13 protein-coding genes are annotated in these 13,536 nt (G+C 49.8%); 9 read left to right on the forward strand and 4 right to left on the reverse strand.

All coding sequences use genetic code 11. The annotated features are described in order from the left end of the window. Positions 1-179: 179 nt before the first annotated feature. Genes KB890_RS26925 through KB890_RS26940 form a run of 4 tightly spaced genes read right to left on the reverse strand, consistent with a single transcriptional unit; the run spans position 180 to position 4,189 of the window. The gene (locus KB890_RS26925) at positions 180-1,874 is read right to left on the reverse strand and encodes an ATP-binding response regulator (protein WP_032440570.1); all 1,695 of its coding nucleotides are present in this window, start codon (positions 1,872-1,874) and stop codon (positions 180-182) included. Continuing rightward, positions 1,871-2,365 carry a putative pterin-binding protein gene (locus KB890_RS26930; RefSeq protein WP_032440571.1) on the reverse strand — a complete coding sequence of 165 codons (495 nt, stop codon included), beginning with the start codon at positions 2,363-2,365 and terminating at the stop codon, positions 1,871-1,873. The genes KB890_RS26925 and KB890_RS26930 overlap by 4 nt, the downstream gene beginning before the upstream one ends. Continuing rightward, positions 2,358-3,287, reverse strand: a complete 930-nt coding sequence (locus tag KB890_RS26935; protein WP_032440581.1) for a glycosyltransferase family 9 protein — start codon at positions 3,285-3,287, stop codon at positions 2,358-2,360. The genes KB890_RS26930 and KB890_RS26935 overlap by 8 nt, the downstream gene beginning before the upstream one ends. Positions 3,288-3,346: 59 nt before the next feature. Next, positions 3,347-4,189, reverse strand: coding sequence for a helix-turn-helix domain-containing protein (locus tag KB890_RS26940; RefSeq protein ID WP_032440572.1), 843 nt, complete (start codon positions 4,187-4,189; stop codon positions 3,347-3,349). Between the two features lie 609 nt (positions 4,190-4,798). On the opposite strand from KB890_RS26940, the gene KB890_RS26945 reads away from it, so the two are divergent. From KB890_RS26945 to KB890_RS26985, 9 genes are all read left to right on the forward strand, one after another. Continuing rightward, positions 4,799-5,026: a hypothetical protein gene (locus KB890_RS26945; RefSeq protein WP_032440573.1), complete on the forward strand. Its 228-nt coding sequence runs from the start codon at positions 4,799-4,801 to the stop codon at positions 5,024-5,026. 731 nt (positions 5,027-5,757) lie between these two features. Continuing rightward, the gene (locus tag KB890_RS26950) at positions 5,758-6,237 is read left to right on the forward strand and encodes a lytic transglycosylase domain-containing protein (RefSeq protein WP_032440574.1); all 480 of its coding nucleotides are present in this window, start codon (positions 5,758-5,760) and stop codon (positions 6,235-6,237) included. A gap of 22 nt (positions 6,238-6,259) precedes the next feature. Then, positions 6,260-6,727: a DotD/TraH family lipoprotein gene (locus tag KB890_RS26955; protein ID WP_032440575.1), complete on the forward strand. Its 468-nt coding sequence runs from the start codon at positions 6,260-6,262 to the stop codon at positions 6,725-6,727. After that, positions 6,724-7,542, forward strand: a complete 819-nt coding sequence (locus KB890_RS26960) for a type IV secretory system conjugative DNA transfer family protein (protein WP_032440576.1) — start codon at positions 6,724-6,726, stop codon at positions 7,540-7,542. Before KB890_RS26955 ends, KB890_RS26960 begins: the two co-directional genes overlap by 4 nt. Continuing rightward, positions 7,520-8,707, forward strand: coding sequence for a plasmid transfer ATPase TraJ (gene traJ / locus KB890_RS26965; protein WP_077255878.1), 1,188 nt, complete (start codon positions 7,520-7,522; stop codon positions 8,705-8,707). The genes KB890_RS26960 and traJ overlap by 23 nt, the downstream gene beginning before the upstream one ends. Further along, positions 8,704-8,970 (forward strand): IcmT/TraK family protein, encoded by a 267-nt coding sequence (gene icmT, locus KB890_RS26970; protein WP_032440577.1) that lies wholly within the window; start codon positions 8,704-8,706, stop codon positions 8,968-8,970. The genes traJ and icmT overlap by 4 nt, the downstream gene beginning before the upstream one ends. Positions 8,971-8,987: 17 nt before the next feature. Beyond that, positions 8,988-12,401 carry an LPD7 domain-containing protein gene (locus tag KB890_RS26975; protein ID WP_052145516.1) on the forward strand — a complete coding sequence of 1,138 codons (3,414 nt, stop codon included), beginning with the start codon at positions 8,988-8,990 and terminating at the stop codon, positions 12,399-12,401. A 33-nt stretch (positions 12,402-12,434) separates the two neighbouring features. Beyond that, on the forward strand, positions 12,435-12,788 hold the full coding sequence (locus tag KB890_RS26980; RefSeq protein ID WP_032440584.1) for a hypothetical protein: 354 nt from the start codon (positions 12,435-12,437) through the stop codon (positions 12,786-12,788). A 71-nt stretch (positions 12,789-12,859) separates the two neighbouring features. Then, positions 12,860-13,528 carry a DotI/IcmL/TraM family protein gene (locus KB890_RS26985; protein WP_032440585.1) on the forward strand — a complete coding sequence of 223 codons (669 nt, stop codon included), beginning with the start codon at positions 12,860-12,862 and terminating at the stop codon, positions 13,526-13,528. The last annotated feature ends 8 nt before the right edge of the window (positions 13,529-13,536 follow it).

Below are 13,536 nucleotides of genomic sequence, written 5' to 3' on the forward strand. Positions count from 1 at the left end.
CCCCACAAGCGTACGCTGATGGCCAGACAGGGAGTGCCAGGAAAAGTTATAATTGTCGCTGAAAGTAATGACCATCCGCCATTCTTTATGGGGGCGGGTAGGATCGTTGCCTTACACTAAACTGCCCCCCCAGGAAAATCATTTACGGATACAATGCTGGCCTTGATTTTGTGTCCGAACTATTTATCTGAATATATTTTCTCGATACTTTTTCGTATATCATTAAGCCTGACTGGTTTTGTAAGAAGCTCAACCCCATCAACTGGACTCTCGCTGGAGTAAGCGCTGATGAAAATAAATGGCGTTTGTGTGTTGGGACCTGAGCCTGTTTTTACTGCCATATAAAGCTCGTCGCCATTCATGATTGGCATTTGCAGGTCACTAAGCACAAGATCGTATGGTTTACGTCGCAACTTCTCCAGCGCCCTTTCCGGAGATGAGGTATATTCTACTTGAAATATACCCTGTAAAATTGATGCGAGCGACTCACAAACCAACTCATCATCATCAATTATCAATATGCTGAGGTCGTTAGCCGTAAAACCTTCATTTCGAATAACATCGGAAATAGCCAATTCTTCTTTAGTCGATTTTTTTACAGGCAGCGTTATTCTGAATAGACTTCCAAGCCCTAACTCACTTTTGACACTTATACGTCCATTCATTGTTTTGACAACCCCCATAACAATGGCAAGCCCCATACCAAATCCGGGGACTTTTACTCCATCAGCTACTCGTATGAAAGGGAGGAATATCGATTTTAGTTTATCCTTTGGGATGCCTCTTCCTGTATCTTCAACCTCTATGACAAGTGTTCTATCACCTTCTAAAAAAGCATTTATAGTTATGTGACCTTTGTCGGTGTACTTTATGGCATTAGTTACTAAGTTTTCTGTGATCTGTGCAATCCTGAAAGGGTCGCTTATTATATGACTATCGCTAATATTGCCTATTCTAATATCAATAGAATGTTTATTGGAAATTGATTCACATTCGCTAACTGTATCTTTTATAAGTTTGGCAAGATTGAATGATATGTTGTTTACCACTATATTTCCATTGTCAACCTTAGCGAACTCTGCCAGGTCTTTCATCTGGTTTTCCATCCTCTTCGCGGCATTCTCCAGTCTTTCAATATGTTTTGAATCCAATTCTGAGTTTTTTAAGGATATTATTTCAATTGAAGATGTGATTGCCTGTAGAGACGTTTTTAATTCATGGCCTAATGCACCCAAAAAAGCATTTTTATTATTAAATGCAGCTTTTTCAGCTTCTAATAATTTATTGGTTTTATATAGCTGAAAAGCTACTATGATAAACATAGCAAAGATTAAAACTGTTACGATTGCCAGCAAAATAATAAGGCTTTGCCTTTTTTCTTTAAAATCCTCAAGGGCTTTTGTTCTTTGATTGACCTCCGCATGGTCTGCTATATTGTTCAATGATTTTGAGTCTGGCTCGATTTTATTGACTAACTCAATAACTTTTTCAATGTTTGGGTTAGGGGTGTTTATATACGAGTCTACCGCTTTTATTTTGTAATAAATAGAATCAATAATCTGCTTGTACCCCTCTTGATTATATAAAGGCTCTGTCGACTCACTCCTTGCTCTAATAACATGAATGCGGGAATAAAGGATATCTAGCTTTAATCGGATTTTATCCATATCTTTGTCTTCGCTCTTAACAAGAGAGTAAAACTCAGACAATTGGATTGAAAACTTTGCAATAGCCCATGCATAGTTTTCCTGAGTGCCGCTTATGGCATAAAAAGACTTGTCAGACAACATAGAATCGTATCTAACTATTGTCGATACAACAAAAGTTAATGTAACTGCCATTCCAGACAAAAGAATAAGGAATTTCTTTTTCATTTTAGCACCGTAATTTTGTTAACCTGCCAAATGAATCTTGATAAATACAATGGGTTGTTTATCTCACTAGCGTGCTCATCGAGTGGGTATATAACGAAGTAAGGACCAAAATTTCTTACTTTAAGTTTTTTACCATTCATTTTGTAAGCAAAAATGATGTTGTAATTTTCAACATCTGAGACAGGGATATCTATTGAGTAATCATTTAGTGCGATCATTCTTAATGTTCTCCCTTGAGCACCGACTAACTTTAATATGTCTTTAACTCTAACACCCTCAAAATCTACTTTAGTTTTTGGTTTCGTCCACGGTGTCGTTGTCTTTATGTGTGCCATTGGCATTTTAATAAAGTCATTGAATGTGAGTGTGTATCCAATGTCATTGTTTTTATGGCTAATCATTCCGTCAATATTTATATCTTCAGTCGCAGCCATTGTTTGAGAGGTCACAAACAAAATCGTGGCGAAAAATGAAAGTTGAAACTTATGCATAAAATTCCTCAAATTCTTTATTTAATACTTCCAGCATATAATCATCTTCGCTGCAATGAACACCTGCGGTATGGTTATTTCCGATATAAATTGATTCACATTTAGTATAGTAAAGACTACGCAACTCAGGTTTGACGGTGGTAAATATACACCTTGTGGGTATATTAAAGCCTGCTCCTAAATGAAGCGCAGAAGAATCGCAGGTATACAAAAAACATGCATGTTTTATGATTCCTGCGAAAGATAACGTATCACTGGATATGTTGCTTATATTAAAGAAATTAGGGTGATCTACGTCATTGAAACCTAATACTTTAACGCCGAACTCGTGGCTCAATTCTTCAACAATTTCAACATGAAATCGTGAGGGGATGCTTCTTATCTTTGTACTCGCGTTAGGACAAAACAGTATATACTCCCCCAGATCAAAATCTGGTACATCTGTGTTTAAAAGCCAGGAGTTATTTTTGATGTTATCATTAATGCTTTTGGGGTTGATTCCAAGATTAGTTAGAAAAAAATCATGCATCTCGATGCTATCAAAATCTTCCCAATAAAGCTGATTTCCCATATCTATATTAACGTCTGTATGGTTGATTTTAGAGATGTCGAAAGGTAAGTATAATAACTTATCAATAATGCCTGATGCCATGTGATAAATTTGTTCGACATAGTCCTGGCAATGCTCCGGCCTAATCAATGTTATATGAATATCCGGATTTATAGATTTAATTGCATGTAGAGCAGAGATTCCAATGATTGAATCTCCAAGGGTTACCCCTAATCCATTAATTATGGTGACTTTTTTTATTTTTTTATAATCAACCTTAACCTTGTTTAATGCATTGTTATATACTGTTTTATATGCCAATGGTGCAAGATCACCAACAGGCTTTTTTTTATTCACTCCATAGGGAGACACGATGTATCTCCCATTCAACAGAAGACTACCTGTATATTCTAATAAGCATCTGTTCATGGCTATTTGTTTGGAAAAAACTTATCTACATTTGATTTTATAACGAAAGATTTTATAGGCTTTTCATAGGGGCCAATAATATCAAGTTCGTTAATAGCTCTTGAGATCTCGCTATCAACTGCCCCGGATAACTGTCCTGTTAAAACCATAACCATCGCATGCTTATTTCCTGATGATCTGATTTTTTTAATTGTATTGAAAACGGTTTTATTATCTACAATCCAATCTAATATGTATGCATCGAACGGGGTTTGTTCGATAGCATCATCTAATTCATCTATACTATAGAATTCCTTTATTGTGTATCTATCCCCTTCAAGAAGAGATGATAGGCTCTGAACGATATTTTTATCGTCATCAAGCACAGCAATTCTATGCTTTTCTTTGTCTATTTTTTTGGGAATAATTTCGATTAAATCAATATTCATTTTTGATTCAAATAGCACATCATCACGGATACTGCTTGTTTTAACAACATGCCACACATCATTTATTTTTAATGCAGAGTAATTTGTCGGTTCCGATGGGTTTTCAGAAATATAGATCTTACAGGGCTCATTCAATTCCCCATCGCTCCAAACTGCCTCATGAACTTCAACATCCTTATTAGATTGTTCCTGATAGTAAAGTCGAAAAAAATCATCCAGCCTCATACCAACGGAATGCACAACTTCAAGCAGCTGCTGAACTCGCCATTCACTTCCTCCTGCCAATTTTTTAGTGGCCGCAGTAGAAGACATCTCAAGGACATGCCCCACATGCATTGAATGTTTCTTCTCCGGTACGCCACCACTCGTTAGAACTTTTGCAACCAGATCTCCGACCCAGTTTGTGTTGTTATTCATCACTTTTCACCTCTTGTTTGGAGCGTCACGCATAAAGTAACTACAGGTATAAGGCAGAGGCATTTTATCAGTAAAAACAATCTTTTCCGATAACTTTACTCCTAAAGGTTTTAACCTGAGGTTGTGAATTAGCTGTTTATCTCAACCACAGGTTGACATGTACAGATGGTTCTATAACATATGCGTTAGAGTTACACATATGCACAACCTGGGGTTGGTTTGTTGCTGTGGCTATAAAACAGCGCCTGGGAAGGGGTGAGCTCGAAGTTCAAAAAGGGATGTAAGTCAGTAGCTATTACGCCGTGGCTTGCCCATCACTTTTTTGTATACGCAACAATGTTGGTTTTTTTAAATTGCTCTTTAACAATGTGTAAAATCGAATTGATACAGAGTTCCTATTTAGACCCCTACGCAAAAATGCGACGTATCAAGCGGGACGATCTGTCGCTTGAGAAGGTTACCTCTGCGAAAGCAGACGTGGAACGGGCAACACTGATACGGTAAACGAAGTATCTAGCGTAATTATAAAGTATTGATTAAAGCCCACTGAAGAGTGGGCTTTGCTTAATCACTTTTATATGCCTTCCGGCAAAAGCAAGAGGAGAAATAATGGCAATTAATGCGCCGCCTGAAAAAAGAAAAAACCGTACATCAGATAATGTCATTTACATTGGTGCTGAACGTAAAGATAGAATAGATCAAATGACTATTGAGATTTCTTACAGTACCAAGAAGAAAGTCTCTACAGCTCGTTTTTTCCAATTTTTAATTGATCATTATGGAGAAAATGCAAAGAATGAATTTATTGAAGCGATAATAAAGTCGGATGATTCCTGACCTTATCTAAGTTTCCGTCTAGCACCTTTCCTGACGTATCTATGTATATTACTTTGTTTTCTATCAAGTTAAGTGTTTCTGTCTAATACCCCCGTTTCATCGGAGCCATCATTATGAAACATCTACTTCCAGGGCTGCTTATCCCCGCAGTTCTGGCTGGCTGTGTCTCACACTCAGCCAGCACTGACGCCCCTGCCAGCATATACATCGATGGTCTAATCGCAGACAGCGCTCAGACTATCAGCCAGGCCCAGACAGGCCTTCACCAGACAGGACCGAATCCGGCCCGACCGGTATCCCCTACTGCACTGATTAAACCGTTACCACCTTCAACGCCTGTCAGACCAGGAGTGATCGAACCTTACCGAAGCCCGTCCCTTCCGGTATCGCAAAACGTTCAGCTGCCGGCACTGAGCCATGTTTCCTACAACGGGCGCCCGGGACCTTTATCATTCCCGCAACGCGCTGGTTACGCCCGGAACATTACCGTTCAGGATGCCGCACAACGCATCATTCCTGTCGGCTGGTCAGTCAACTGGTCCCCGGGTCTGGAAAAAGTGCGCCGGCAACGGGTGAACCTGTCTCTTAACGATCAGTGGCCGCGCGTACTCAATAATCTGGTCTCGGCGAAGTCGCTCTACGCGACGGTTGAATGGGGACAGTCACGAATCACGATAACCTCATACAGCCCCCGACCTCGTCTCTTCAGCCATCAGTAACGGGAGGGGTCCATGAAACTGCCGGCAATTTTTCTTTGCTCCCTGCTTTTTCTGCCCCAGGCGCAGGCCTACTGTTTTAACTATGCCGCATCGAAGTACAACCAGAACCCGCTCGTCGTTGAATCCATCGCAATCTGGGAAAGCAGCCTCCGCCCTGACGCTGTCGGCCGTAACTACGATAAAGCCGGCAGGCTGCTCAGCTCTGATTATTGCCTCATGCAAATCAATACGGCGAACGTCCGGGCGCTGGTATCGATGGGTGTCATTTCTTCTGCTGACGATCTGTTAAAAGACCCGTGCTTATGTGTTCAGGCCGGCGCCTGGGTGCTTGCAAAACACCTGAAAAAATGTGGTAACACCTGGCGTTGTCTCGGCTCCTATAACGCCGGTTTCTCAGATGACCCGAAACAGGAAATAAAACGTCAGAACTACGCCGCAGAAATCCGCTCCATCTACGAACGCCTGTACGCCAGGCAGCACCGTGCCAGTTAAACCGCACAGACTGAGGTTCCCCATGATAGAAAAGCTTCTGGCCACGGTAGTGGCTTCGTTCATGCTGGCCGGCTGCCAGCAACCGAAATCCGTCATTACGGCGCCGTACGTTCCGCCGGAAAAAACGTCGCAGAACGTCTCGGTAGTGCGAGCTCAGCAATACCAGCTCTGGGACGAGAAGGTCATCAATATCCGCACACCGCTACCGGCAGACACGATATACGCTAACAGCACGCGCCTCTCACTCGACTGGGACGGCGATGCGATCGAACTGCTGGCCCAGTTGGCCAGACAGCGCGGTCTTCAGTTTAACTACAGCGGCGTCCACCTGCCGTTACCGCTGAACATTCATGTCCGCGATATGACGTTCCAGAATCTGCTGCGCCTTGTCGAATCGCAAATCAGCTGGCGTGCCACGCTGCACCAGTATCCGGGCCTGCTGCAGGTCGAGTTTATGCCGGTGAAAGCAACGCCGGGGGGCCGCCGATGAAACATACCGCTATCGTGCTGCTCTGTCTGTGTGTCGCCGGATATGCGATGGCAGACGACAGCGAGCCGTCAATCCCACAGGGTATGGAACACTACCTGGACATCAGCAATGACAGTGAGAGTGACATCACTGACGCCCGGGCCGCCATCATCCGATCAGCAGGTCACACCATCGGATTCCGGGGCGGGAAAGCGCAACGTGCATTTGAGCTGGTTAACGCGCTGAAGGCCCGGGAAAGCGCGCTGAATGCCCTGTATGACTTCAGAACGCTCGTCAGTCAGGAAGGCTGGTTACCGCCTGTCATCGACGAAGCGCAGGATGTGGCGCATATCACCGACGATCAGATCCGCACCGCAAGCCGCGTGTACCAAATCATTCTGCCGGAACGCTTTGTCAGTAACCCGCCGTCCTGGCGCCGCTGGTTACTGGCAGGGTTGAGCACGACATCCCCCTCTGGCCAGGAAGGTGGCGTCATCCCCAAAAACAGTGATGAACAGAAAATCTGGCAGGAAGCGGTGGAGAAAGGCTGGCAGGACGGACGTGACGGTGCCGATCACACGCTGGAGGCCAACTTTAACCGCCTGACCCGGGATTACCGGGGCATGTTGCTCTACTCACGCCTGTTGCGGGAAGGCTATATCTCTCGCCCGGAAATTACCGAGCAACAACAGAGCGTCAGCGGCGGCCATAAAAAACTGGTCACAGGCGATCGCGTCCGCAATCTGCGCAGGCATGCCGAGTTCAATCCAAATAAAGGTCACTGGAAACCGGTCATCAACACGGAGTCACACCATGAATCCCACCAAACCTTCTGATCCCTCCACCCCCGATCTTGAAATGTTTGATTTCGGTGGTGCGGTTAATGTGCAAAGTTACAAAGCCTTTCTGGTATGGGCAGCCAAAAATGCCGTCAGCGACATTCACGTTCAGGGCAGCAACCCCATCGTCATCGAACGCTATGGCCGGATGGTACCGGTGACGCCCTTCTCGTTACCGGACAATATCCTCTCGGACATTATTGACGGATTATTTGACCCGGAACTTCGCGCTAAGGTCCGGGGAGGAACCCCCCAGGACCGGGCCATACAGCTCGATGGCGATCAGAATAAACGCTATGGCCTCGATCGCGGTGAACGCCTGCGCTTTCGCTGCAATGTTGTGCAGGCAACCGCAGCCAACATGCTGACCACCTGTGCCATGACACAGCGCGTTATCCCGACAGCCATTCCTGAGCTGGAAGCGATGGGGATCGAGCCGGACCTGTTTGAAGCACTGCTGCCCCATAAAGGCCTTGGTCTGGTCTGCGGTGAAACCGGGTCAGGGAAAAGCACCCTGCTGGCCGCCATTTACCGTTACTGTGCGAACCTCTTCCCTGACCGCAAAATCACCACCGCTGAGGATCCGGTGGAGTACATTATCGGCCGTAAAGGCGATGTGCTGCCGGCGACACAGCTGGAGCTCGGCCGGGATGTTGCCACCTTTGCTGAAGCCATCAGGGCGGCGCTTCGCCGGGCACCGTCCATTATCGGCGTCGGGGAAATGCGCGACACCGAGACCATTCTGGCCGCCGTGCTGAGCGCACTGTTAGGTCACCTGTGCCTGAGCACCCTCCACACGGATTCCGTTGGCGAAACGATCCCCCGTCTGTTAGCCGGTATCCCGATTGAAATCCGGGAGGCGACGGCACGCGATGTGATGGGCACGATGCAGTACATCATCGTCCAGCGTCTGCTCAGAACCACAGACGGCAAACGTCAGGCGGTACGCGAATACCTGGTATTCGACCAGCCTCTGCGAAACGAAATGGCTCAGGTGCCTTATACCGAATGGGGCCACCTGCTGAACCGGAAAGTGCGGGAGAAGAAAGGCCGCATCGCTGATAAAGCCTTCACGCTGCTCCGGGAGGGCATCATTGACCGCGATGAAATGCTCTCCGTTGTATCGCCTGCAGAACTTCGGGAAATGGAGGCCTGCGTATGAGAAGCGTGGAAAACCGCTGGCGTGAATCCAGCCGGCCGCTGACCGTTTACGGTGTCCCGGTCGGGATGTTCCTGATCTATCTCGTCTGGTGCAAGTTCCCGACCTTCATGACGTTGTGGATCTGCACGGGCGTACTGACGTTCTTCGGCGTTATCGCGCATTTCGGCTGGTCGTGGCCGGTGTTGCTGCAACGTCTTCTACACATGGTGCGGGGAAGCCGGAAGGCCGGTCGTCCCTGGTGGTATCGCCGCTTCTATGAATAATTCAGCAGGTATCGTGTATGGCTCAGCATGCTCAGGTCGCAGACCGACGTTTGTGGCTCGCAGTACCCCATGAAGAAAAAGACGAAGCCGTCGCCGCAGGCGGCCTCGCCAGTGACGGCAGACCCAATATCAGCTGGTCACCGGACGATAAGCTCTGGTATGCACGGGAAGGCACCGCCTTAGCCGGCATCCGGTTATGGCTCCCTGATACTTCCGCGCGGGCAACGGGCGACGCCGACCCCCGGGTGGAGTTTGCTGACAGGTTAAAGGAAGCCGGTTTCATCCTGGAAGGCCTCCCCGTCATGGACGGGAAATGGCACCGGGCCAGAGTCGAAGAGGATAAAAAGGGTAAATCTCACCGAGAAGGGGGCGGTGCCTATAAAGGGTTCACTGACGGCCACCCCGCCGGCATCTTTGTGAATTACCACCGCTCGTCGGAAAAAGAAGTTTCCCGGTGGCGGGCTCAGGGGGGAGAAACGGACCCGCTGACACGGCTGCACATTCGCGCTGCAACTCGCCAGGCGCAGGACGATAGCGAACGTGCCCGGCAGCAGGCCTATGCGGAAAAAGCCCGTGCGGCCAGCCAGCTTTATGACCAGCTGGCCCCGGCGACAGACTCACATCCTTATCTGATGCGTAAAGGCGTTTCCGCCGATCCGGCATTACGTGTCACCCGCAACAACCGACTGGTAGTACCGTTTTATAACCAGGACGGTGAATTTCAGTCCCTGCAGTACATCGCCGAAGACGGGGAAAAGAAACTCTATTCTGAAGCGCCCAAAGCCGGCAATTTTTTTATCACCGGCGGCATGCCGGTGAATGGCCAGCCCATTTTGTATGCCGAAGGGTATGCGACTGCCAGAAGCCTCACTGCAGCGACAGGCTTCCCGGTCGTGATGGCCATCGATGCCGGCAATATGAGAACGATAGCGGAAGGATTCGGACAGCGGTTCCCCGACAGCCCGCACTTCTTCATGGCCGATATGGACCTGAAGAAAAACGATAACAAAGACGATCTTTACCTTGCCATTCAGTCCTCCCGTTTTGTCCCCAGCGATCCGGGTTTCTATATGGATGAAGAAAAACTGAAGGAAATGAAGGGATTGTTTATGGCGTTACAGGCCGCCGATCGTGTGCCTGACGGACATGTTGTGATACCGCCATTTACTGAGCAGGAAATGAAAGCAGGGCTGTCTGATTTCAACGATCTCCATTCAGCTCGCGGGCTAGATTCACTGAAAACCGTACTGGCGGAGACACCCGGCCTTGCTGCACATCTGTATCACCCGGAGACGCAAACAATGACAGTTCCAGTTGAAAAGCAGGCACCTGCGCAGCCCTTCCCTGAGCCGGTCCCCGCGTATGACAACGTATCACAGGAAGGGCCTGACAATACCAGCGCAGATATGGAGAGTTATGAAGCCATGATGGCTGTGGAAGCAGCAGCGGCGCCGGAAGCAACAACGGCGCCGGAAGCAGCAGCGGCGCCGGAAGCAACAACGGCGCCGGAAGCAGCAGCGGCACCGGAAGCAACAGCGGCACCGGAAGCAACAGCGGCACCGGAAGCAACAGCGGCACCGGAAGCAGCAGCGGCGCCGGAAGCAACAACGGCGCCGGAAGCAGCAGCGGCACCGGAAGCAACAGCGGCACCGGAAGCAGCATCGGCGCCGGAAGCAGCAGCGGCGCCCACCTTCGCCAGCCTTCTGAAAGTGACCTCAGCGCCTGCGGAACCAGAGGTATCTGCAGATCCGGCGGCAGATGACAATCTGGCACCGGTAAAAGCAAAAACCACGGCAGAAAACGCGACGACCGCTGCGAATGAGCCGGATGAAACTGAAAATGCCATCGTATGGGGGCCCCGCGCGCCGGGCGAAGGTAACTTCACCCCGGAGACAGCGCCCGCATCAACCTTAATTGATACCAATGCCCTGCTTCAGCGCATCACGCATGAAATGCAGAACAACACGGTGCTGTACAAGCTCGATGGCCAGCCGGCATTTCGCGATCATGGCAACCGGATGACAATGGAAACCCCGGATGCCAGTAAGCAGGATGACATGGTGATGGCCGCACTGCTCACGGCAATGCAGCATTATGGTCGCAGGATCCAGATCACCGGCAGCGAGACCTTTCAGACGAAAGTTATCGGGCTGATTGCATCACACGGGCTGGATGTTCAGATGCGCGATCCGGTACAGCAGGCCATGTTAAACGAGGCCCTGAAACAACAGGCCGCTGACAGGCCGGATGTCCGCGACAGTATCAATGCCACGCCCGTGATGCCTGCGGATGCGTCCGTTCAGACCAGTCCCGGCAAAAACGCGCCCGGTCCAGCACCGGCAGGAGAACAACCCTCCCCGGTCCCGCCCGGTGGTACGGCCGAACCGCCGGTTAAGGCCTCTGAACCGGCGGGGCAACCACCTTTAGCGACGAAAGCCGAGGACTTTAAAGACGGCGTGAAGGGGCGCCTGCTGGAGCATGGCCGGGCGCATTACCAGTTCAATGAACGGAACAGCATGAACTATTACGTTCATCTCGAAACCCGCGAGGGAGTCCGGGAGGTCTGGGGAAAAGAGCTGGAACAGGCCATCAATCAGAGTCGCGTCAGTGAAGGTCAGGTCGTCAGTCTGAAGTTTGAAGGGAATAAACCTGTCACCGTCAATCAGCCCGTCATGAAGGACGGAAAAATCCAGGGATACGAACAGATCACGGCGCACAGAAATTCATGGAGCATGACGCCGCTGGTTAATCCCCGCGTTCGCCCGCCGGCGACACCCACTACCGGGGAAACCCTCTCCGCGTATGACCTCCATGAGTACAGCAAAATACAGGCCCGTCTGTTGCGCACCGTGCAGGCAGAGAACGTGCCACCGATCGCCGGGCAGAAAAATAACCTGCTGTGGATACGGCCCGACGGGCGGGGAACGGGCGATGCCGGCGACCCGGCCACGGTAAAACTTCCGGCTAAAGATGGCCAGTCCACGACCCCGGTCGTCAGCGCCTGGCGGGATGACGGACAGCTGGCACTGCACCTGGTCAAAGGGCATGGCCCTTACCTGCAGGGCATTGCGCAGATTAACGGACAGTACCAGCACGTCCTGGCTTCCATGACGGGAAATCAGAGCAATGCCAGTCTGATTATCAACGCGATAACCCCTGATGGCCTCAAAACCGTGGGATACGGACAGGCCTTAAACAAGGTGGAAGGTAAGCCCGTTGCGCGGGATGCCATGGCCTTTCGTTTCGCGGGGGAGACCGACACGGACAAAAAGCTGATTGGTAAGCTGGAAAATCCGGAAACCTTACCCCGGACTATCCACGCCAGACTCGGATTTGATGAACCTTTCCGTCCCGACACCGACTACCCAAAGTCGCAGCCCCGGGCAGAACATCATCACAAGGCCGCACCGGGAGCCGGACGCCCGGGGTAACACGCAGCACCCGACCCTCATGAGGAATCCATTATGCCAGTACAAAAAACACTGGGCGCCCTGGTTGTCTGCGCCCTCTTCCTGACGCCCCTCTCGCTGCAGGCCGCCACCTGCCGGGCTGCCACCGCGGCCGAGACAGGCAGTGACACGGGATACCAGACAGCAAAAAAAGCGGCCGAAGCCTGGTATGAACGGGAATCAGATGTCTCTGACTCCCTGCAGAGTTGCCTGGATAAAATCAGGACCCTGTCCATTACCATGCCGAATTTCAGCAGCTTATCTTCCATTCTGAACGGTTACGCGGATGAAATTTGCAGCTCAGTGGTCAGTGAAGTGAATAGTCACATCCCGTCCAGTATTGACCCCTGGGATGAGTTAACCAACTAATCCCCGACCGTCCCCTTTTCTTACGGAAAAACGCCATGAATACACCCGCGACAGGGGGCACAGACTCGTCTGTGCCTCAGACAACGCGTTCCCTTTCAGCGCAGGAACAACAGGTCTACGACGAAGCCATTCGCCTGCAGAATGAGCAGGCGCTGGGGGCGACCTTCGCCCGTAAGCTGCTGACATCAAACCTCATTCTGGGCACCGCGTTCCTGCTCATCACTTCCCTCAGCGGTGTGACGCTGTGGAAAGTGTATCACCCGGATAATCACTACTTCGCCACGGAAAGCGGCCGTGTCACACCGATTTATCCGCTGAACAAACCGGCCTGGTCGATGGAAGACATTGCTGGCTTCGGCGCCGACACCATCCAGCGGGCTTTCACGATGGACTTCGTTCACTACCGTCAGCAGATGACATCGGTGATGACGCGCTTTACCAATCAGGGATACGCCGATTATTACAAGGCGCTGACGAGCTCGAACGTGCTGAAGATGGTGCGCGATCAACGCATGAACCTGTCCACCACCGTCTCGCCGGGGGTCGTACACAGCCAGGGCATTATTAACGGGATCTATACCGTCAGGGTTCAGTATCCCGTCTCCCTGAAGCTCGATGGCCAGGAGCGCAGCCTGCCTGCAGCGAATTACATCATCGAGCTGACTATCCAGCAAACCGATCCACGGGAAAAGCCCCTCGGCCTGGAGGTCAGGCAGACCATCATGACTTCCAGTCATTAACGGAGAAC

The sequence above is a fragment of the Klebsiella sp. P1954 genome (assembly GCF_018199955.1).
GTDB classification, from domain to species: domain Bacteria; phylum Pseudomonadota; class Gammaproteobacteria; order Enterobacterales; family Enterobacteriaceae; genus Klebsiella; species Klebsiella pneumoniae.